This is a genomic window from Sporosarcina sp. P3 (genome assembly GCF_002743415.1).
In the GTDB taxonomy this organism is placed as follows: domain Bacteria; phylum Bacillota; class Bacilli; order Bacillales_A; family Planococcaceae; genus Sporosarcina; species Sporosarcina ureae_A.
The window spans coordinates 1-22,760 of record NZ_PDZE01000013.1 but is presented as its reverse complement, the minus strand read 5'-3'; the positions used below and the strand labels follow the sequence as shown (position 1 = coordinate 22,760).

18 protein-coding genes are annotated in these 22,760 nt (G+C 38.0%); all 18 read right to left on the bottom strand.

Going from position 1 to position 22,760, the window contains the following annotated elements:
- Positions 1 to 48: 48 nt before the first annotated feature.
- Positions 49 to 1,707 (bottom strand): BCCT family transporter, encoded by a 1,659-nt coding sequence (locus CSV61_RS13995; RefSeq protein WP_099639719.1) that lies wholly within the window; start codon positions 1,705 to 1,707, stop codon positions 49 to 51.
- A gap of 57 nt (positions 1,708 to 1,764) precedes the next feature.
- On the bottom strand, positions 1,765 to 3,216 hold the full coding sequence (locus CSV61_RS13990) for an aldehyde dehydrogenase family protein (protein ID WP_099639767.1): 1,452 nt from the start codon (positions 3,214 to 3,216) through the stop codon (positions 1,765 to 1,767).
- Positions 3,217 to 3,243: 27 nt separating this feature from the next.
- Positions 3,244 to 4,452 (bottom strand): M20 metallopeptidase family protein, encoded by a 1,209-nt coding sequence (locus CSV61_RS13985; protein WP_099639718.1) that lies wholly within the window; start codon positions 4,450 to 4,452, stop codon positions 3,244 to 3,246.
- 175 nt (positions 4,453 to 4,627) lie between these two features.
- On the bottom strand, positions 4,628 to 5,818 hold the full coding sequence (locus CSV61_RS13980) for a M24 family metallopeptidase (RefSeq protein WP_083034079.1): 1,191 nt from the start codon (positions 5,816 to 5,818) through the stop codon (positions 4,628 to 4,630).
- A 242-nt stretch (positions 5,819 to 6,060) separates the two neighbouring features.
- Positions 6,061 to 7,743 carry a PucR family transcriptional regulator gene (locus tag CSV61_RS13975; RefSeq protein WP_099639717.1) on the bottom strand — a complete coding sequence of 561 codons (1,683 nt, stop codon included), beginning with the start codon at positions 7,741 to 7,743 and terminating at the stop codon, positions 6,061 to 6,063.
- A gap of 1,014 nt (positions 7,744 to 8,757) precedes the next feature.
- Positions 8,758 to 9,474, bottom strand: coding sequence for a toast rack family protein (locus CSV61_RS13970; RefSeq protein WP_099639716.1), 717 nt, complete (start codon positions 9,472 to 9,474; stop codon positions 8,758 to 8,760).
- 439 nt (positions 9,475 to 9,913) lie between these two features.
- Positions 9,914 to 11,095: an MFS transporter gene (locus tag CSV61_RS13965; RefSeq protein ID WP_099639715.1), complete on the bottom strand. Its 1,182-nt coding sequence runs from the start codon at positions 11,093 to 11,095 to the stop codon at positions 9,914 to 9,916.
- Between the two features lie 161 nt (positions 11,096 to 11,256).
- A complete protein-coding gene (gene dctP / locus CSV61_RS13960; protein WP_099639714.1) occupies positions 11,257 to 12,267 on the bottom strand; it encodes a TRAP transporter substrate-binding protein DctP in 1,011 nt (336 codons plus the stop codon).
- 41 nt (positions 12,268 to 12,308) lie between these two features.
- Complete coding sequence (locus CSV61_RS13955; RefSeq protein ID WP_083034084.1) at positions 12,309 to 13,625, bottom strand: TRAP transporter large permease; 1,317 nt, start codon at positions 13,623 to 13,625, stop codon at positions 12,309 to 12,311.
- A gap of 11 nt (positions 13,626 to 13,636) precedes the next feature.
- A complete protein-coding gene (locus tag CSV61_RS17375; protein WP_369824393.1) occupies positions 13,637 to 14,098 on the bottom strand; it encodes a TRAP transporter small permease in 462 nt (153 codons plus the stop codon).
- A gap of 324 nt (positions 14,099 to 14,422) precedes the next feature.
- Positions 14,423 to 15,832 carry an amidase gene (locus CSV61_RS13945; protein ID WP_099639712.1) on the bottom strand — a complete coding sequence of 470 codons (1,410 nt, stop codon included), beginning with the start codon at positions 15,830 to 15,832 and terminating at the stop codon, positions 14,423 to 14,425.
- Positions 15,833 to 16,068: 236 nt separating this feature from the next.
- Positions 16,069 to 17,358: a TRAP transporter large permease gene (locus CSV61_RS13940; RefSeq protein WP_083034087.1), complete on the bottom strand. Its 1,290-nt coding sequence runs from the start codon at positions 17,356 to 17,358 to the stop codon at positions 16,069 to 16,071.
- Position 17,359: 1 nt separating this feature from the next.
- A complete protein-coding gene (locus CSV61_RS13935) occupies positions 17,360 to 17,923 on the bottom strand; it encodes a TRAP transporter small permease (protein WP_083034088.1) in 564 nt (187 codons plus the stop codon).
- A 28-nt stretch (positions 17,924 to 17,951) separates the two neighbouring features.
- Positions 17,952 to 18,992 (bottom strand): TRAP transporter substrate-binding protein, encoded by a 1,041-nt coding sequence (locus CSV61_RS13930; RefSeq protein ID WP_099639711.1) that lies wholly within the window; start codon positions 18,990 to 18,992, stop codon positions 17,952 to 17,954.
- Positions 18,993 to 19,040: 48 nt separating this feature from the next.
- Positions 19,041 to 19,406 carry a hypothetical protein gene (locus CSV61_RS13925; RefSeq protein WP_083034090.1) on the bottom strand — a complete coding sequence of 122 codons (366 nt, stop codon included), beginning with the start codon at positions 19,404 to 19,406 and terminating at the stop codon, positions 19,041 to 19,043.
- A gap of 32 nt (positions 19,407 to 19,438) precedes the next feature.
- Positions 19,439 to 20,200 carry an SDR family NAD(P)-dependent oxidoreductase gene (locus CSV61_RS13920; protein ID WP_233193628.1) on the bottom strand — a complete coding sequence of 254 codons (762 nt, stop codon included), beginning with the start codon at positions 20,198 to 20,200 and terminating at the stop codon, positions 19,439 to 19,441.
- An 80-nt stretch (positions 20,201 to 20,280) separates the two neighbouring features.
- A complete protein-coding gene (locus CSV61_RS13915; protein ID WP_099639709.1) occupies positions 20,281 to 21,480 on the bottom strand; it encodes a dipeptidase in 1,200 nt (399 codons plus the stop codon).
- The coding region (locus tag CSV61_RS13910) for a Rieske 2Fe-2S domain-containing protein (protein ID WP_083034093.1) at positions 21,477 to 22,760 on the bottom strand (1,284 nt) is incomplete at its 5' end. The genes CSV61_RS13910 and CSV61_RS13915, both read right to left, overlap by 4 nt.

The window sequence follows — 22,760 nt, the reverse complement described above, 5'->3', positions numbered from 1 at the left end:
ATTTGATCAATACTTATTGCTGTAAATCCAACATGCTTATGACAACATTTATATGTTTTCTTTCAAGGCGTCCCGAAATACTGGATTACTATTCTGCGAAGCAGATTGATGTGTCACCAATCGGTCCGATGCCACTTCTTCATAGACTTCTTCATAGACTTCTTCATAGACTTCTTCATAAACTTCTTCATGCTCTTCTGATTCAATTTCAACTAACTCCCCCTTCCTCAAAGACTTCATTAAAGAGAAGCCCATTAGGAATAAGATAAACGTTAGCGGAAGCGCTGCAACCAATGAAGCCGTTTGAAGCCCTTGCAGTCCGCTACTGATAATCAGAACTGCAACGATGGCTGACATTAACACTCCCCAAATTGCTTTCACCATGTTACTAGGATTTTGATTTCCATTCGTCGTCATCATTCCTAGTACAAAGGTAGCGGAGTCAGCTGAAGTCACCAGGAATGTGATAATTAGTAAAATAAAGACAACTGACAGCAAGGTACTCATAGGGAAGTTTTCAAAAGTAGCAAACAGTGCGCTTGTTACGTCATTTTGTACAGCTCCTGCAATGTTCGTATTTTGGAATAAATCCATATAAATTGCCGTTCCACCAAATACAGCGATCCACACAGTGGCAATGAAAGGAGGTACGATCAATACACCGAAAACAAACTCACGAATAGTCCTGCCTCTTGAAATTCGCGCAATGAATGCACCTACAAATGGTGACCATGCAATCACCCATGCCCAATAGTTAACTGTCCATCCCTTAGACCAAGTATTGCCGTCATAAGGTGAAAGACCAAGACTCATGCCAAAGAAATTCTGAATGTAATCTCCAATGCCCAAGGCGAAGACTTCCAATATGAATTTAGTAGGCCCTAAAAATAAGATAACTGCTATCAAACCTAGTGCCAGAACTAAATTTAATATACTAAGGAACTTTATTCCCTTATCCAATCCAGTCAATGCGGAAGTTAAATATAATAGCAACAAACCTCCCGTAATGAGTAATAAGAACGTAGTATTTTGCGGTATATCGAATACATAATTTAAACCACCATTTATTTGCAATATTCCCATGCCTACTGATGTTGCAACACCGAGCACAGTAGCAATGACGGCTAAAATATTGATTCCGCTTCTCAATGGCTTCTTGCCACTCTTGCCAATGACAGGATTCAATGTGTCACTGATCATCCCGCCACTATTTTTCCGATACTGGAAATACGCCAACGTCAAGCCTACAATCGTGAACACCGACCATTGATGAATGCCCCAATTAAAGAAAGAATATTGCATGGCCTGCCTTCCAGCTTCCGGGGACAACCCTTCCATACCACTTGGCGTATTCGTAAAATGGCTCATCGGCTCTGCAATCCCCCAAAACACTAAGCCTGCTCCAAATCCTGTACTGAATAACATACCAATCCAGGTAAAGTAGGAATATTTCGGTTTTTCATGGTCCCCGCCCAATCTGATCCGACCGTATTTACTCACAGCCAGCCCAGCACAGAATAATACAATTGCCAAAACAGAGAGTAGGTAAAACCATCCAAATGCATCTGATGTAAAGTTGTACGCTAGATCTGCCCATTCGGACATCCCGGCAGAATCTACTGTTCCCCAAATGACCAGTAATGCAATCACTATCGCTGATATCCAAAAGACACTGTTCATATATATCGCATTGCTTTTAGGTTTCATATAGTTGCTCCTTTTTAGTTTCTATACTGGTATAAAGGCAACATACTCATTCATCTATTAAGTGGGCCGCTTGTGCGATAACTTAAAACTTACCACTCTAGGTTCCGTCATTTCTTGTATAGTAAACTTCACTCCTTCCCTTCCTAGTCCAGAACCTTTCACTCCTCCGAATGGCATTCCATCTATGCGATAGTCACTGCTGTCATTTATCATGATTCCGCCCACGTCCATCTTCCCAATTGCTTGAAATGCTCGATCTATATCGTTTGTGAAAACCCCTGCCTGCAATCCGAAATTCACGTCATTTGATTTCTCGATTGCCATTTCCAGATCGGAAACCGGAAACAGTAATACGACAGGACCAAATACTTCTTGTTTGGCAATTGTACAATTTGGCGGGACATCCGTTAACACGGTTGGAGAGTAGAATGCACCATTGCGCTTCCCGCCAGCTAACAATTTTGCTCCCATGTCAATTGCTTCATCTACCCAGCTTTCTACCCTAATTGCCTCGGACTCATTGATCAAAGGACCCATATCCGTTGTGTCTAGCATCTTATCTCCAATTTTATATTGACGTGTACGTTCAACGAAAAGAGAACTAAAAGTTTCATAGACCGTTTCTTCAATATAAATTCGCTGCACACCTAGACAATTTTGTCCTGCTGCATAAAATGCACCTGATACTGAAGACTCGACAGCTGTTAGGATGTCCGCATCACGTAACACGATGACTGGTGAATTAGAGCCGAGTTCCATACTGAGCTTCTTCAAACCCGCTTTTCTGGCAATTCCCTCACCCGTTTCCAGACCCCCAGTAAATGACACCATTCGAATATCTGGATGTGTCACTAATGGATCACCGATTACGCTACCTTTACCTGTGATGACCGAAAGTATCTTGGAAGGCAGGCCCGCATGTTCAAATGCTTCAGCTAGCAAAAGCGCACTGATTGGTGTAACTGTCGCTGGTTTAACAATGATGGCATTTCCTGAAGCAATGGCTGGCCCCACCTTATGAGCAACTAGGTTCAATGGATCGTTAAAAGGTGTGATCGCTGCAATTATGCCAATCGGAAAGCGGTAATAGTAACCGACGCGATCTTCACTTCCTTCTGATTGATCAAAAGAAATGGTCTCACCATTAATGCGCCTCGCTTCTTCAGCACTTAATCTAAGCGTTTGAATACAACGTTTGACTTCCGCTGTTGCCTCGCGAATTGTTTTGCTACCTTCTAATGCAATGACAGCCGCGTATTCCCCTTTATTTTCTTCGATATAAATTGCTGCTTTGTTCAACACGCTGATTCTTTGATGAACTGGCATCGCAGCAGCAGTTTTCGCACCTTCTTTTGCTTCCTCAATAGCCAGCAGTAAATCTTCTTTTGAGGCCGAGGGAACAGTACTAACAAATGAGTTGTCTTGTGGATTCAGAACCTCTATCACTTCTTCTTTCTTAACCCATTTTCCAGCTATAAACATTGGTTTTCCAGGCATTGTTGTTTTCATTGTCATTATGTTATACCTCCAAAATGATTATATTTCACCGTCTTCCACCTTCAGCAATTTGATAGCGGACTCCACCAAGATATTTACGCCTACTAACATGCAACGTTCATCGATATCGAATATATTCGTGTGCAAATCTCGGCTGATTCCATCTGGCAATGCGCATCCAAGGAAAAACATTGAGCCAGGGACTTTCTGTGTCATATAGCCAAAGTCTTCACCACCAAGGCCAAATCTTTCTTCTTCAATTTGAATAGTCGGATATAAATCTTTTGCGGTTTGCTTAATAAGAGTATTGACGGTGCGATTATTATTTAATGCCGGCTCACCGCGATCTACTTCGAATGAGTACGAACCGCCAAATGCTTCAGCCAGTTTAAATGTTTTTTCAATTTCCGCACTTAATTTATATCTGGCCTCTTTTGAATATGTCCGCATAGTTCCAGTTACAGCAATCTCCTGCGGGATTACATTACTTGCCGCCCCTGTGTGGATTTCACCGATGCTGGCGACAACTGTTTCCAAGGGAGAAATCGTTCGGGAACTAACTCCATAAAAGGCTGGCAAAATAGCACCAAGCATCCAAACAGGATCCGTTCCCATATGTGGATACCCACCATGACCACCAGTGCCTCTAATCTTTGCGCGGAAAACATCTACATTCGCCATACTGTAGCCATCATTCACTTGGATTGTGCCTGTAGGATGCCATGGACAGACATGAAGCGCAATGACAGATTCAACATCTTCTAAAACGCCTTCTTCAATCATTCTCGGTGCACCTGATAAACCTTCTTCATCAGTAGCTTCTTCGGCAGGCTGAAAGATCAATTTTACAGTTCCTTGAAACAAACCTTCCGAGCATTTCGCTGCCAGAACTTGAGCTACGCCAAGCAAAATCGCAGTGTGAGCATCATGCCCGCAAGCATGCATTACACCATGATGCTCAGATTGAAAGTCATGACCCGTTTTCTCTTCTATTGGCAACGCATCCATATCTGCACGAATCGCAACTGTCCGGCCTTCACCAGTTGAAATCGTCGCCACGACTCCTGTCTTCCCGACGTTAGTCTGAACAGTAATCCCTTCGATTGCTCTTAACGACTCTGCGACAAAGTGTGCTGTTTTATATTCATCGAAACTGAGTTCTGGATACTTGTGAATATGCCGCCGCCATTTGATCAACTGTTGTTCCAAGCTTGTAGTAACTGATAGATTTTCTATTTCTACCGGCATATAAATCCCCCTAAACCGAATGATTTACTATTAGAAAACATCCATTCATTTTACTTAAAGAAAATTACTTTTCATCACCTTTTGATAGCGCTTTCAAATAATAGTTTTAACAAAATCGCACAAACAAGCAAATAACTCATTTTTACCAACTCAAAAGGTCACTCTATTCTTAATTTTAGATGACTATTTGCAAATGATCTTTTATAATTAAGTTTCTATTAAAATCCGTTAACACTTCACAGCCTGTTTCTGTTACTCTGATAGATTCGCTAATCTCCACTCCATAATCTTCAAACCACAGTCCAGGAATTAAATGGAAGGTCATATTCGGCTGTAATACCGTTAAATCACCTTTACGGATACTTGCCGTATGCTCGCCCCAATCTGGCGGATAATTCAATCCTACGGAGTAGCCAATCCTAGAATCCTTACTAATGTTATACTTTGAGATGACAGAATTCCAAGCGCGTTCAACTTCTTCACAAGTTGCGCCAGGTTTAACTGCGTCTAGCGCAGCGTTCATACCCTCTAACATTACTTTAGATGTATCCAATGCCTGCTCAGTCGGCTCTCCAATACAAACCGTTCTCGCAAGTGGCGAATGATAACGTTGATGACAACCTGCTAATTCAATGATTACCATCTCGTTGTGAGCATATTTTCTATCTGTCCATGTTAGATGAGGAGCTGCCGTATTCTTTCCCGCCGGTAACAAAGGGACAATTGATGGATAATCTCCCCCGTATTCTGTTGTCCCGCTAATCAAATCCTTATATATATTTGCTGCCACGTCACATTCCCTGACACCTTCCTGAATGGATTGAACTGCTGCATTCATACCAAGACCAGCAATTTTAGCAGCCCTTCTCATATATTCAATTTCCTTTTCCGATTTTATAATACGGACATGATTCACCAGAAGGGTTACGTCTAAGAATTGGACGTTGGGCAAATTTTGCTTGAGTTTTTCATAAGCTAGCGCTGAAAAATAAAACGAACCCATTTCTACTCCCATTCTTCTATTTGATTGACCAATTTGTTTTAAGATCTTTGCTATGAAATCCATAGGATGTTTAGAATCGGAGTGCACATGATCTTCAGGGTAAGAAATAATATTATCCTTGTATAGCCACGTTGTAGCTTCAGCCGCTTTTGCATCCATTTTTCTTCCGATCCAAATCGGTTGTTCTTCATCAATAATGACGATTAACATTTGATCGACATAGAAGGACCAGCCATCATAGCCAGAAATATAATTCATATTTGCAGGATTCGTAATTAATAGTACTTCAATACCTTGTTCCAGCATTCTAGTCTTCGTCCGCTCCAACCGATCCTTATATTCTTTCAAACTAAATGGCAACATTTGATTTCCTCCTATTCAACTTCAGTAATATATTCTTGTGTACTTTAGATCACTTTTGGTTTTTAATATTGAATATTCATTGGTTGTTAGTATCTGTTGTTGATTTTTATTATAGATTCTTACTACTTGAAATTCATCTTCACTTTTGTATGAACTTTCAGATAACTTTTCATACACTTTTAATAAACTAGAAAATAAAAAAAGAATCGAAAATGAATTATTTTCGATTCCTTCCTATTTCATTAGGCTAAAGCGGAGTTGTCTTCAATTTTGATAACACCTGTTGACCATACTCTAATACTGAAGTTGAGTAAGAATAAATCGTCAGGATCTTCCAGAGATAAATTCGTCAACGTTTCTATTTTTCGTAACCGGTATAATAGAGATTGACGATGAAGATTCATCTCCCGGGCTGTTTGGCTCACGTTACCGTTGTTATAGTTATACGCAATAAATGTGTTGATAAGATCCATATCTCTTTTTTCATCATATTTAACTAGGGCTGATATGGTAGATAGAGTAATATCTTGGACCTCTTCATTGATTGCTAAACTCAAAAGCAAGCGACTAATCTGTGTTTCATCAAAGTCGAGTCTCTTTCCTGTACCTCTTTGACTTCTCCCCATTTCCAATGCCGCTTGTGCTTTTTGAAAACTATCTGAAAACTTCCAAATTCCATCTTTTTCTTTTCCTATCCCCCAAGTGAACGTAACACCGGGCAATAGGTGATGGAATCTTCTTTCCACTAAGTCCAGGAACTGATGAACCGTATCAGACGTTACACTGTTCGAAGTTTCTAGAAATACAATCACTTCATCATTTTCAAATGAAAAAAGTAATTGACGCTGAATATTCTCAGCAGCATATAGCATCCCTTCTCTAATATAAATGCTCATTCGTTCCAAGTTTACTTTTTTTGATTGGGCATGCACTTCATCTCGATTGATCAATTCTTTTAGATGTGCTGGATATCCGACAATACATATATAAGGAAGTTCAAGATCGTATCTGAAAAATTCAGCATGAGAAGAAATATGTTCTTCGGACATCTTTTCTCCCCTAGCCAAGTTCAATAAAAATTCATTCTGCATACGGCTTTCCGCCTTAATCACCGCACTGCTACGCGAGAACCACAAGGCAGCCGCAACTACAGCTTTCTCAGCAATTGACTCTTGTTCTTCATTCAATCTTTCACCCACTTCAGTCAATACGAAAAAGTCTCCTTTATGGTCAGCATCAGAATGGATATCAAGATGAATGAGCTGCCTACCACCACGTTCGAGTCTTTTAATCTCCGAGAACACAGGATGATGTGATTCACGAATAAATGTCTGGTTCTTCATTTGTTTCCACAATGCGAACACATCATTTGCATTTGCGCCGCCTGCAATCACTTCTTTTTTCTCATTACAAATCAGTATAGAATGACCTAATTCTTGTTCTATATATTTCGTAATGTGTTCTAACGTTTTCCCTTCAAGAATCTTTTGAATCAAATATTGTTGTATATCTTTGGAACGCCCTCTATCCTGACGTTGCAGTTCATTCAACTTAGTCATGACCTCATGGACAACATCCGAAAAGCGGATTTCCCAAGGGAGTTCAATGATGACAAACTCTCTTTCCTCAGCAAATCGTATAACTTCTTCTGGTATTTCAAAAACATATCTACCTGTAGCAATTACGAAAGCCGATGCTCCCGAGTCATATACATCCTTAACAAATGACATAAACTCCTCTGTCTTTTCATGGCAGCCAATTCCTGTACTGAGTACAAATTCATTCTTCCTGACAAAATTTTCAACAGGACTTTCAATAACCGAGACCCATTCGACCGATCTGTCAGCAATAAATTCTTTACCCGTTTTTAAAATGGCGGACTGAAGTAAGCGAGATTCTAAAATTTCCTTGACCGATAAAAGCATCCTAGCAAGCTCCTCCCTGTAATTGCAACTTTATATTTTTTCCTAGAACTTTTCGGATCTATTGAGTTCCTTTAGTAATATTTTTTATCTAAAATATTTTTCACATCGAAGCGATTCATATCCCTTAGTATTTTGCCATAAAATACAATAATAAAATATACATTGAAAACGCTTACAAAGAATAAAATATTTTACTTAATGTTACACTTGTTTTTTCAGATTATTAACTTCAACAAATCACAACAAAGTTTAGCGATTTTTATATTTCTTGTCTTCAGATTCATCACTAAAACTTGCATTTTACTAACTAGACTTGAGCACCTATACGGACTTACTTGCTATTATTCACACTTTTCATCAGCTTTGTCAATGCTTGGTTAATAATTACCCTGAAAATTTAGACTATAATTTCTCATTCTAGTTATTTTATCACTGAAGACATATGTAATGTCTCGCTCGTCTCCTCTATGATACGATATGAACCTCCTTTAATTTCAAAGGTTACTAAATATGTAAAGAGCGCTTTTGTATAGCCTCTCCAATAAAACACCACTGGGTATTTTACCCATCCCGTCTGCATTTCATTTGAGCAAATGTCCCTCGTGCCTTTTCATGATGTTTAGAAAATGTATTAAAACAAGCAAAGACCGCTAATCCAATGATTAGCGGTTAATTACATTACTCTTCGTTATTCCACTACGCGCTATATCTTCGTAACCCTTTATCTTGGAAAACATTTAATGTTTAATAGACTTCCACTCGATAAGTACAGGTATCATCGAAACCAGTGTCCTTATATATTGCAAAATTTTCTTATCTGTAATTATCTATTTAATTCAACGTGAAAAAGACATTTTTGGCTACTTCATTAGAGAATAAACATGAATGAGTGCAGGTGAGGTATCTAGCTATGGAATAATATCATATTGTTTCATAGCTAGGATCTAGTATTAGAATTTAGTACTTCGCAAATACATTCTGTTGCACTCACATTGGATATTTGTAAAATACCCCCTACTCAACAAGTATGAAATCCACGCCACCTACACCGACGTCAACTTTCAACTGAATGGTAGTATCCGAGTGCTCGTATGCTTCATTTACATAGATGCCTTTGCCTTTAGCAATTAAACCTTTTGTCCCGACGCTACCTATACCTTTTGAAACAGATAATTTAACTCCAGTCCCTTTAGGTAAGTGAACCTTCGCATCGCCCACTCCTAGGTTGATGTCCACATCAAAGCTATCCTTCCATTCGCCGCCTAGATTGATCGTCGTATCCCCCACCCCAGCATCTATTGATACATGATTGAGATGGATTCCTGCCAATCTTAGTACTGAATCAGATACCCCCATATCGACATTCAGATTTACAGGTATTTCATTTGTCAGTTGAATATTCCAATCGTTTCGTTGCTTCCGCAGAGCTGAAAAACCTTTCATTTTCTGCTGAATCTCTACATATCCGGCATCTCTTTTATTCTTATACGTAACGGATGGATACCATTTTTTCACATTCGTATCAATGTCCCCCTCCACCCATTGCGTCGCACCGCCTTCAATTAGAAGATTACCAGCACCAAAACGGATTGCCACATCCAATGATTTCGCATTATCCTTTTCGATTAATAATGCACCAGAAACCCTCTCCGATTTCATCCAGTCATATGACCAAACGCTAACCACACCTAACAGTACTACTCCTACAAAGACTCCGAGTATTTTCCGCATATAGGCACCCCTTTACTCTAGTATAAGCGCAACTCAATAAAGTTGAGTCCACCATATGACTGAAGTGTATACCAGACTTAAGTCTGAGCGGTATAGTATATGGAGTTTGATTGGGAATTATTTTACTTTTTTAATAACAAAATCTATCGTCTTTAAAATTCAGCTAGATATCCAACCCAATCTATGTCTGCTTAAGCTGTAATGCAGTGCATTTGGTTCACGAAATCTAACTACGTTTTATCTAATCATTTTCAATTCATATTTCTAACACAGTAGATTACACGCATACTATAAAACTAAAATCATTCAGTTAGAAGCCGTTGTAATCTAACCTCTATTCTAACAATATTAAGTTTCATAAGGACTTAAATTAGAACCATTAAATTAATATATATGTCTGTGCACTTTCCATCAACCAGATGTGAAGCAGTATTATTATTCATTGATATATTCTTTTTTCTAATATAAAATGTTTTTTATTTTGTGCCCAATTATAAACTACAAGGCCGAACAAAATATAAATAGAATAGAATATGTATAGTGAACTAAAGCTAATAATCCCCACCAATACACCTGCTAACAATGATCCTCCACTAATCCCAATATCAAAAATTGAGAGAAAAGTAGCCATTGCTACAGGACGTCGCTTTGGTTCAGAGTTTTGCAAAACGACTGTTTGAAAACTTGGGAATAATGTACCCCAGCCAGCCCCGATAAAAGCAGCCGCTATAAAAAATAACACAGCGTTAGTAGACAAACCAAGCACTAACATACCAATTGCAAATGAAACAATCGATGGAAAAATAATTGCATTGGCGCCATATTGATCATACCATCGACTAGTTAGTGGCCGTGTCAGTAAAAGTACAACTACATAAACCACAAAAAAGTAACCAGACTCTGTTCCTAATCCTTGTTCAACCGCATAAATTGCCATAAAGGAAAGAACAGACGCATAAGCAGTACCAAAAAATGCGCCAGTAATAGAAATTCGTAAAGCAGATTTTTCAAATAGTGGTGCTTTCTCTTCACTAGCGGAATGCCTGTCAAGACTTTCTTTTGGCAGACGAGTCATCAAACCGAATACTAAAGAAATTAAAGAACAAAAAGCACTTCCCCAAAATAATACATATAAATTAAATGTAGACAAAATGGTAAGACCAATAAATGGTCCAATGACCATCCCTAAATTAGCCGACAAGATAAAGTAGCCCATGCCTTCCCCTTTTCGAGATTCCGGCACCATATCAGCTACAATGGCTACAGTAATGGTTGTCGCCATTCCAAACCCTAAACCATGAATGAAGCGTACAAAAAGAAGCAGGGGAATGGAATCGAAAAAGCTATATAGAAACGATGCAATGGTAAAAAGAAATAAAGACAAAATCAACATGAATCGTTTGCCATACCTCTCAATCCACTGTCCCATAAAAGGTCTAATAATTATAGCAGCACCAATATAAATGGTGGTAAACAGGCCAGCTACAGTTCCTGTCGAGCCATAATGAGAGATTGCGACTGTTGGTAATGTGACAAGTAAAGCAAAATACGTCATAATAAAAAAAAAGTTCAATATAGATATAAGGATAAAATTTCTAGTCCACAATTTTTCAGTACTCATTGAAAACACACCTCACAAATAATTGTGACACATTGCAAGCGTAACGTTGTCCTTCAAGTAACATCTAACTAATCAGTTTCTAATTGATTAGTTAGATGTTATTTCGCTTAAATTATTCTTTCAAAGGACCATGCTCTTGTACTTATCCTTGACAGAATTTATTATTCTTTAATCGTTAACGCTCTTAATTCTTCTTCTAATTCGGGTACTTCTTTGCCTAAGTACTCCCATTCAGTATCATAAGCTAAATTTAAGAACTTCTCTTCTTCCGCTTTAGGTAATTTGAAAAGTTCAACGCCCGCTTTTTCTAATTCGGCAATTTCCTCTTTATCTAGTTGTTCATAATAGTCAACCATTTCTTTTTCATAATTCGCTGTCGCCACAATAATCGCGTCGCGGTCTTCCGACGAAATCTCTTTCCATTTATCATCGTTCATTAGGATTGTACAGTTTTGCGTCCAAAATGGGTGATCTAAAACGTACTTAGATGAATCAGTCCATCCGTCTTTTCTAGGTCCATTAAATCCTCCATACACAAATCCATCAACAACACCAGTTTGTAAAGATGTATAAACTTCTGAAGGGTCAATCATTGAAGAATTAATTCCAAGCTTTTCAAAAAAACGAATGTAGTTTGGAGCTGACCGTATTGGTAGGTTCTTCAAATCATCAACGCTATCAATTGGCTCGTTTAGCCATAACCTCGGTGAACCTGTTAACCATCGGCCTATATATTTAACATTCAGTTTTCCATGTCGTTCATCCATTAGATTATAAAATCCATTTTCTCTTTCTTCCCACGGTGTCAATTGCGATAAAGCAATGCTAAGTGTTTCAGGTGCAAGTGATTGGTATTGTCCAATATACGTAAAGTTAATATCCATTACACCAGAATTCATTGCCTCAAACTGCTCACCAATAGGGATTACATCAGCACCACCACGCCAATTCACCTGTACTCTACCATCCGTCACGTCTTCTACCGTATCAATCCAATTATGAAGCGTAGCAGTTAAAGGATGATCTTTTGGCAAAAAACTTACAGCATTTAATGTCATCCCCTTCGAATTACCACCTTTCTCCTTATCCTCTCCATTGTTATCAGAGCAGGCCGTTAAAAGTAAAAGCAGTAGAATGGGTAAGATCATATGATATAATTTAAAGTTTTTCATTGTGTTTGAGTCTCCTATTATATATATTTTTATGAAATTTATTATTTAACAAAGCTTGGTAACCATAACGTCAATGATGGGAACATAATCATTAATCCCATTATTGCTAAGTTCAAGATAATAAATGGAATAACCGCTATATAAATCTCTTTTATTGATATAGAGTCTTTTGGAATAACTGCTTTCATCGCAAAAAGATCCATTCCAAAAGGTGGTGTAATCGTAGCTACTTGCATATTCAAAAGCATAATCGCTCCAAACCATAGAGGATCAAAACCCATTGAGTTTGCAATTGGCATCAGTACTGGAAGAGTCATCATCATTATCGATAGAGGTTCCATAAAACAACCAAGTATGAGCAATACTACTTGAATAATGATTAATATAATAATTGGTTGAAAGTCTAAATTTCCAACCAGTTGTACCAAACCTTGTGTAACACCTGTATAGCTCAGAATTTGACTAAAAGTAGTAGAACCAATAATAATCATAAAAATCATTACACTGGACCTTAATGTTCCAGTTAGAGAATCCCAGAACTTTCCCCAAGTTAAACCACCATAGAAACAAGACAATACAATTGTCCCCAATGCTCCTAAAACTGCACTTTGTGTTGGTGTGGCAAATCCAAGTATAATAACTCCTAATAGTAAGAAGACGATCACGCCAAGCGGTAAAATATATTTCACAGTTCCAATTAACTTCTCAGACAAAGTTACTTTCTCTACGTCATAAACAGGGGCTAGCTCTGGTTGTAAATAACATCGAATTACTATATATAATACAAATATAATCGCTAATAAAAGGCCAGGTATTACAATTGCAAATAAAAAATGTCCGACAGGTATTGACGCAAGAGAAGCAAGTAATATACCTAATGCTGTTGGTGGAATCATAGTTGCAAGACCCGCGCTACCTAAAATGGGTCCAACAGTCATTGCGGGACTATAACCCTTTTTCTGCATATCTGGAACTAGTAATGATCCCAGTAAAGCTGTGCTTGCTACACTTGAACCACTAAGCACTGAAAATAAGGTACCGCTGCCAACTGCAACAATACTTAATCTACCTGGTAAGTTTCCAAACCATTTTCCAACTGCATCGAAAACTTTAAAGCCTAACCCAGTTCGAAACATGATCTCTCCCATTAAAATAAACATAGGAATAGGTAACAAAGAAAACTTCGAAACTGAAGAAAACATATTTAAAATTAATTGGTTGAGACCAGCTTCCCCATTCCATAATATGATTACACCGACTATATTAATTGTTAGAAATGAGAATGCAATTGGTAAACCTATCATAAATAAAACAAACATACTGCTAAAAACAAGTACCAAAACACCCCACCATTCCATCTAATTACCTCCTATCTTTTCTCAGTTCGAAATTTAAGTTTATTTATTGCAGATAAGAGATTTCTGATGAATTGTATGAATACAAATAGAAAACCTATTGGTATTAATACAATGAGCAAAGAGCGGGGTATTTCCAAAATAGTCTCTGTCTTTATATCTCTCATATATAAGTTCCACGTTGCCAATAATCCATATACCGTAATAACCAAAGAAATCAATGCCCCAATGCAAGAATTCAAAATTTCTATCCGTATTCTATTTTTTTCACCAAGTCTGTTTATTAGTAAATCTAATTTAATATGGCCATCCTCTTTCAATAACCAGGCCACGCCAAGAAATGTTAATAGAACTAAAAGATACTCAGAAACTTCTAATATCCAAGGGAATTGGTAGCTGAAAAATTTGGATGAAACAATATCTATAATTATTAACAAACTAATAATGACAATTACAACCCTACCCAATACGGCCATAAAGTTCATGATAGAATCTAAAAGCTTGTTTATTGTCAATAGCAAATTTATCTTCCCCTTTTTACATCAATTACCTCGCTATGAATAAGTTTAATTAAGCTAGATTCTTTCACATATTCATACTACTCATCACTACACGAAGATTGAAAAACCTCCTAAATATGTATTGTTTTTTAGAGGTTTTTTAGAGGTTTTTTAGTGAATTAAGAAAATCTATTTACAATCTTTCGTTTTTTGATGCACTTCAATCTCTCGGAATACTTATGAATTTTCTACATTACAACAAAGCAATAAATCTTGTTAGCACAATCAATTAATTTAACTTTACCCAATATAGTTCCTATTCATTTTCAAAGCCTGTACCCATTGCTGTGATCGTTCATAGCAGTCCCCAATTTCAAGTATTTTTTTATCAGAAAATGGCTTTCCGATTATTTGAAGCCCAACTGGAAGTTGCGATTGCGTGAATCCACATGCAACAGAAAGTGCTGGAAAGCCTAAGATATTTGCAAGTGGTGTTTTGCCAAGTGTAAACATATTACTTATTGCCTGTTCGGGAACCATCGTACCTATCTCAAATGGCGATTGGACGTTTGTCGGTCCGATTAGCCCATCAATTCCACTCATCTGTCTCATCGTATTTTGCACAAAGCTCTTTCGCGTGCGCTGGGCATTAATATAATCAGTTGCTGAAATATCTCGGCCAAATTGAAACCGGTATTTCAAATCATCTCCGTACAAATCACCATGTTTCTTTAATAACGGATCATGGAAAGATACGACTTCAGATTGAGCAATAGTTTTCAAACTATTAAGTGCCTCATTAATCCCAGGTAATTCAATTGGAACTATTTCAGCGCCAAGGAACTTTAATTGATCAAAAGCTTGTTCAATTACATGCCTTACACCTGGATCAATACCCGAAAACATATACGGCTCATAGAAACCTAGTGTAATCCCTTTCAAATTCTTTAATGAATCTTTGAAATAAGTTACATGATTTTTCTTAACTGAAGAGTCATCTTTTGGATCATAGCCTTTCATAGCCTCAAGCATAATAGCAGCATCTTTTACAGTTCTTGTCATAGGTCCAACATGGTCAAGCGACCAACTAAATGGAAAGCCCCCATGCCGACTTACTAATCCATAAGTAGGTTTAAATCCGACCGTTCCACACATAGCTGCAGGTAGCCGAACAGATCCTGCTGTATCTGTCCCAATTGAACCAAAAGCCATCCCTGTAGCTGTTGCAACAGCAGAACCTCCACTTGAACCGCCGGGTATCTTTGTCATATCCCAAGGGTTTTTTGTATTTCCGTAATGAGGATTTTCGGTTGTCGCCCCCATAGCAAATTCATGAAGATTTGCCTTACCTATAATAATAGCCCCTGCTTCCTTCATTCTTTGAACAGCAGTGGCATCTTCATCAGGTATCCAATTTTGAAAGATTTTTGACCCCCCTGTTGTACGAACTCCTTCTGTTTGTAACAAATCTTTTACTGCAATAGGAATACCATGTAAAGGTCCACGAATTTCACCATTTTGTAGCTCGTTTTCAAGTACTTTTGCTTGAATAAGCGCATCCTCTTCCATCACTGTGATAAAAGCTGTTAGGGCAGGATCATACTCATTGATTCGAGCAAGTGTTAATTTTGTTAATTCTACTGGAGAGACTTTTTTCTTTTGAATCAACGAACTTACTGACTCTATAGTTTCAAATAGAAGTTCACTCATCATTATCCTCCTTGAAATTTTCAAGCATAAAAGTAAAAGCAGGTTCACTAGACAAAATTTCTGATTCGTCTATTCCAATAATGTTAATTAAGTAATCGTTTAAATTCACTTAAAATTCTCCTTTCATCAAGTTAGCGATTTCTATGACATGCTAACTTGAATAGGTTTGATTTCATGCATATTCGTGGCATCACTTGTAAAAGACTGAAGATATTTAGACTAATAAAGTAACCCTACTATAATAAAAATAATATGATTTGTGGAAACGTAATTAATAGCGCTATAAATGCGACATATGCTACTAGGAAGTATGAAACGCCCTTAAATACGGTTGTGATTGGTGTCTCCTTGGTTAGTCCTTGTACTACGAAGACATTCACACCAACTGGTGGAGTAATAGCTCCCATACTAGTCACTACACAGAGTAGAACCGCAAACCAGATTGGATCATAACCAAGTGCTAATACGGTTGGGTAAAAAATTGGAATGGAGATAATTAAAAATCCTAGTGCATCCATGATTGAGCCACCAATGACATAAACAATCAAAATAGCAATTAGCACAAATATTGGTGCGACCGGAAGATTTGTCACCCATTCAGCTACTGTATATGGAAGTCTTGTAACTGTTAAAAACCTACCGAACACCATAGCTCCTACTACGAGCATTAATACCATTGCAGATGATCGGAGAGTACCTGCCATCGCTTCAAGAAAGTTTCCTCTTGTCATCTTTCCCATTAATAAGGAAATAACAATTGCACCGAATGCACCGAATGCACCGGATTCAGTCGGTGTGAAAAACCCAAAAAATAAACCACCGATAACAAAGACAAATAATCCCGCAACAGGAATAACACCTACCAAAGATAGGAGTCTTTCCCTTATGCTAGATTTTCCACCAGCTGGTCCAAGTGTTGGTGACTTTGCACAAAGGTAGACAACTGTTGTAATCAAGAGTGTTGTTAAGAAAATACCAGGGATTATACTCGCTACAAATAGTTCCCTGACCGATACTTCCATTTGTAAGGCAAGAACGATTAGTACTGTACTTGGCGGGATAATAATACCAAGTGTTCCTCCCGTTGCAACGCTTCCGGTACTAAGTGCCTTATCATACTTATATTTTTCAAGTTCCGGGAGAGCCATCGTTCCCATTGTTGCAGCCGTTGCTGAATTGGATCCACAGATAGATGCAAACCCTGCACTTGCTAAAATAGTTGTACTTGCCATTCCACCACGAAAATGTCCAACCCATTTATACGCCGACTCAAACATTTTCTCTGTAATCCCTGTTCTAAACACAATTTCTCCCATTAAAATATAAAGCGGAATAACACTTAGTGAGTAACTAGAAAACTGATTCCATAAATCAGCGCTTAAAACATTAAATGCCGCCTTAGGTGAGACAGCTACTATCAGTCCTATAAAGCCAACAATAAACATCGTAAAACTTATTGGCATCCGTAAAAACATAAATATGAATAATGTCAGGATTCCCAGTATCGCTAAAAGATTCATATCCATTTCAGGATGCCTCCTTCCATAACAAAATTGTTTCCTTCACAATTGCTAAGACTAATCCTATGAATCCAATAGAACTTAAGATTACAATTGGATAAAATGAAAATTGTATTGTTTGGGATACTACACCGTTGTCTCCCAGGTTGATACCAAAAAGTAAAAGTTGCCAAGCCGCCATTAGAAAAAAGGAAATGCTTATAACATTCATAAAGGTATGAATGATTCTCTGTAAAATAGATGGAAACTTATCCAACAACATATCAATATAGACATGTCCTTTATTTAATTGTGTATAACCTAGAGCAAAAATACCTGTAACCGCTCCAAGCCAACTGACAATCTCGACTGTTCCTGCAATTGGATCCGAGAACATACGCTTAATAGAATTAAATACAATTAATAACATCATCGATATTAAAGCAATGCCAGCAACAACAGCTAGAAATCGGTTTAAATAGTCAGTAGTCTTAATAAACAGGTTTGATGTATTAACTACTTTTTCTTGAGGGATGTCTCTTGGGAATGAAGTGCTTTCAATATCGAATTCTATTATTTGCTCGTTTCTCATTCTTGAACCTCCATATCTAAGGAATAACTCAATCAGCGTTATTGTATTTCTCGATTAACCCTTCCATCTCCTCCAAGTACTCTTCTGCTGGAAGACCTTCTTTTTGTACTTCTTCAACAAATTCTTTTTGCATATCGCTAAGCTTTTTATCCCATTTCTTTTTCTCTTCTTCTGATAATTCAACAACTTCCAACCCCTCGGAATCTATACTCCATTCTAAGGATTCACGAACATGATTATCTAAGTAATCTCCAGTAAATTCAGTCATCTCGACATTCAGTTCCTCAATCACTGCTTGAATGTCCTTCGGAAGTGAATCCCACTTATTTTTGTTCATGACAGCAATAAATGTATTTAGTGCTAATGGATAGTCTGTAACATATTCAACTATCTCCGCTAATTTTGAATCTTTAAGTATCTCTCTGGAAGATACATAACCTTCGACAATTCCTGTTTGCAATGCTTCTGGTACTTCCGCTTGAGACATTCCTACAGGTGCAGCTCCAAGTTCCGACATAATTGGCGCAAGAGCACCAGCTATACGGAGCTGTTTTCCTTTTAAGTCATGTAAAGACTTTATAGGCTTTTTACTTTGTATATATGCTGGTTCAGTAGCAAACGTAGTGATGATTTTAAAGTTATCAAGTGCCTCTGGCGGATAATTATTAACAAGTTCAGCAGTTACTTTACTGGCAACAGTTGCATTTTTATATCCAGACGGCATATCTGATATTGATAAAAGTGGAAATCTCCCTGGTTCATACGATGTAGAAGTTAACCCTATATCGGCTGTACCATTTTCTACTCCGTCATACATATTATTGGCTTCCAATAGAGTTCCACCGGAAAATAAATCAACTTGGACTTTTCCATCTGTTCTATCCTCGAGACGTTTTTTCCACTCTTCCATTTGAACAGCTGGAAATGTGTTAGGTGGTGCAAAAAAAGCATAACTCAGTTTAATGATCTCCTCATCATTTTTCGTATCTGCTTTCCCTTCATTTCCGCCACATGCAGCCAAAGTAATGATCGACAGAAATAAAGACATTGAAATAAGTAACCTTCTCATTCTTCCACTCCCCTTTTAAGTAGTACTAGAGAACTTAAACTCGCTTTCTTATTGATTTTCTACTAAGAAAAATGGTCGACCAATTGATGCTTCAAGTCGGAAATATCGATCTATGCCTGCATTGCGAAATGAATGTGTCATATTTGTTACCGTTTGTAAATCAGGCACATTATATAGGAAGCATGCATGCCAATGGTTGGGTCCAGCGTGCCCAGCCGTTAAAATATCACGATCGAATGTCCCTAATAATTCCGATCCATTACTTTCCCATTCTTTTATAATAGATTTTAGTATGGGTAAAAGTTCTTGTTCCTTTTGTTCCTGTGTGGTATCGAACCATCCAGTTGATTCAAATGTAATGAAGACTCGTAGTGGATTAGGTATTTGTGGTGCTCCGTGTACAATTTTTTTCAATTTCTCCAGCTCCTTTTAGTGTATAAACATACTTACCTCATTAATAACCCGCCATTAATATCAAACGTAGAACCCGTTATATAACCAGCAGTATCTGATGCAAGGTATGAAACCATGTTGGCAACTTCCTCTGCTTTACCAAATCTTTGAACTGGTATACTCTCTTTCATTTTCTCCAATTTACATGGATCAATATTGTCCATTTCAGGAGTCTGAATAGCTGCTGGTGCAACTGCATTAACCGTGATACCTTGACCAGCCACTGATCTCGCAAAGGATTTTGTAAGCATAATTTGACCTGCTTTTGAAGCGCAATAATGTGCTCCCGACGTAACCGGACCTGCTTGTCCCCCAAAAGATGAAATATTAATAATACGACCACTCTTTTGTTGTTTCATTGTATCTAGTACAGCCTGAGAGTAGAAAAATGTCCCCCCAAGATTCACTGACAATATTAAATTCCATTCATCCTCTGTAATATTTTCGACAGAAGTTTCTTTTCGAACACCTGCGTTGTTTATTAACACATCAATTCTACCCCAACGCTCCATTATCGTTTGTACACTTTCTTTGATTGCGCTTACATTTGATACATCAACAGTAAGAAACATCATTTTAGAAGATTCGTACTGGTTTAATGGATCCATATTCTTTACTTCATTTAATAATTCTCCATTTACATCAATAAAAACAACATGCTTCCCTTCCAAAAGAAATTTTTGGGCAATGGCAAGACCTAACCCTTGGGCAGCACCTGTTACAACGACTACTTGATTTACCGCATTTTTTTGCACAGTTACATTACCCCCTATCTTCATTTAATCAGTTTAGAATTATATACTGCTAATCACATTTGATGTGTTCTTACGTTACTTTAAATTAGTATTTCCTTCATAACTCTCATAGCATTCTGACCAGAAGCTTTAGTGATATCTTCAATTGAATAATTCTGTTTTATCATCCAACTAATCATATTCTTTACAGCTTCTACCGGATTTTCAAGTCCTTCAACATAAGGTGATTCTTTAAATACTTCTCCGCTATGCGAGGCTGAAATCCCCAATATATCGTCAAATGCATGTTGTAAGGCAACATGATCTCCAAAGAATGTATCTGGGCCAAAACCAACATGATTTATCCCGACTAAACCGACAAGATACTCAAAATGTTCCATTACTGATTGTATAGAATGTTTAGGTGAACGTTTTGTTAACGTTGTGTTTGGCGCAGCACAAACCCCGATGATGCCACCTTTTTCAGCACACGCTTGTAACACATTATCTGGTTTCATTCTTGGTGTATTCCATAATGCACGTGCTCCTGCATGAGTCATGAAAACAGGGTCCCGACTTTCTGCAATTACATCTAAACTTGTTTGGTCACCGCAATGAGAAATATCAATTATCATACCTAATGTGTTCATTCTCTCAACCACACGACGTCCAAAGTTCGTTAATCCACCATCACGTTGCTCAATAAGTCCTGAACCAAGTGTATTTGCCTCGTTATAAGTGATGCCCATACATCGAATACCAAAGCCATAGAGAATATCTACACGATCTAACTCATTCTCTAAGATGCTTGCCGCCTCTAAAGAAGGCAAAAGTGCCGTTTGTTTCAATTGCTTCGCCTTCGTTAAATCATTATAGGACCGTGCAATGAAAACTGTACTTTGACGTTGAATGTCTGCATATCTCATACCTAGTAGATAAATAACATCATCCCACTTCAAACCATTTTTTGAAGTAATGGTTGCAATACCATCCATAAAATTCTCAAAAATGATATCGATTCCCGATTTCGCAATTCCTTCATAGTGGAAAAAGGTATGTAATTCCCCGCAGTAAGGCAAAATATCTTCATAATCTTCAGGTACTACAAACCCATGATCTCTTAGTGAAACAATTGGCTTCCCATTCATGATTTCATTTAGCTTATTCTCTTCTTCTACTGTTAGATGAAGAGAATAAGCAGGAGTACGGTCTAATTCGGTTGCCAAATTATACCATTTATAGTCCTTGTTTGCTTTTAGATAGCTAAATGACGTATATCCCTCGTAATGCTTTATATTCATTGTTGTTCTACTACCTGTTTTTTCTTTTCAAACTGCTCTTTTAATGGAAATGCTTCCTGCCACTTTTTCGCATTATCATCATAAAGCCCTTCACTATACAACGTTTTTAGTGATTTGTTTTCCAATGACAGCGGATCTTGCCCCTCTTGGAAGGCCTTTGCTTGTTGTAGTAATATGCGACGCATATGAATAATCGGTAAGTCACTTGTTCCCAATCGTTCCCGTGTACGGTCTACAATTGTCCCCATTGTTTCTGTAGCTGCATGATCCTGGTTGGCAATCCCGCGAATACCTGTGAAATTACCAGTCTTTTGCAAGTTCCGGTCTTGATTGTATTCGACGTCTGAATTGACAACTTTTCTAAGATCTTCATCCAATTTCAAACCACGGCGGGCATGTTGGGCTTCCACGTCAATCTTCCGATCATGTGCGAATTGCACATCCCACGTCCACGTACTATGGTCATCCCGCGGAACAAAGGCATGCCACATGCCGTCTTCTCCACCAAAGCGTGGCGGATATGTGTAGAACGGGAAAATGTAATGAATCTCCATAAAAGCATTCTCTTCTTCTGTTCCAATTCCAACTGCGATGCATCGCTTCCCGTAGTTCGTGTCTTGTACTGATTGTTTTACAGGAGGATTTTTTACAAGTGGATGATTTGGATCGATACCTAAATCACTACTTAAAATTCCGTCTTCTACTTCTTGTGTTGCATGTGCTTTATGCAAAAATGCCGCATGAACAAAATCTAAATCATTTTCCATCGCTTGTGCATAGTTACATTCCTGCCATACCCGTTCTACCAAATTGTTTTCCCGCGGAAGACCCATCCAATAGAAATCTGGGAAAGCAGGTTCCGATTCTTTAGGTCCCATGTACGTCCAAATAATTCCGCTTACTTCTTTTGTGGGATAACTCGTTAATTGAATCGATTCTCTGAACTTTCCATCAGTCGGTTCCGAAGGAATCTCCATACATTCTCCATCCGTATTGAACTTCCAACCATGATACATACATCTAAGACCGCAACCATCGTTAATTCCATAGTAAAGTGAAGTGCCACGGTGTGGACACCGCTCATCTATGAGGCCCACCTTACCTTCTGTGTCACGAAACGCGACTAAGTCTTCACCTAGCAACTTCACGCGTTGTGGCTTGCCGTCACTTACCAGCTCCTCTGTTTGAAGTGCTGGTATCCAATATCTCCGAAACACGTCACCCATCGGTGTTCCTGCATCTGTTTGAGTTAGTAACTGGTTATCTTCTGGTGTTAACAT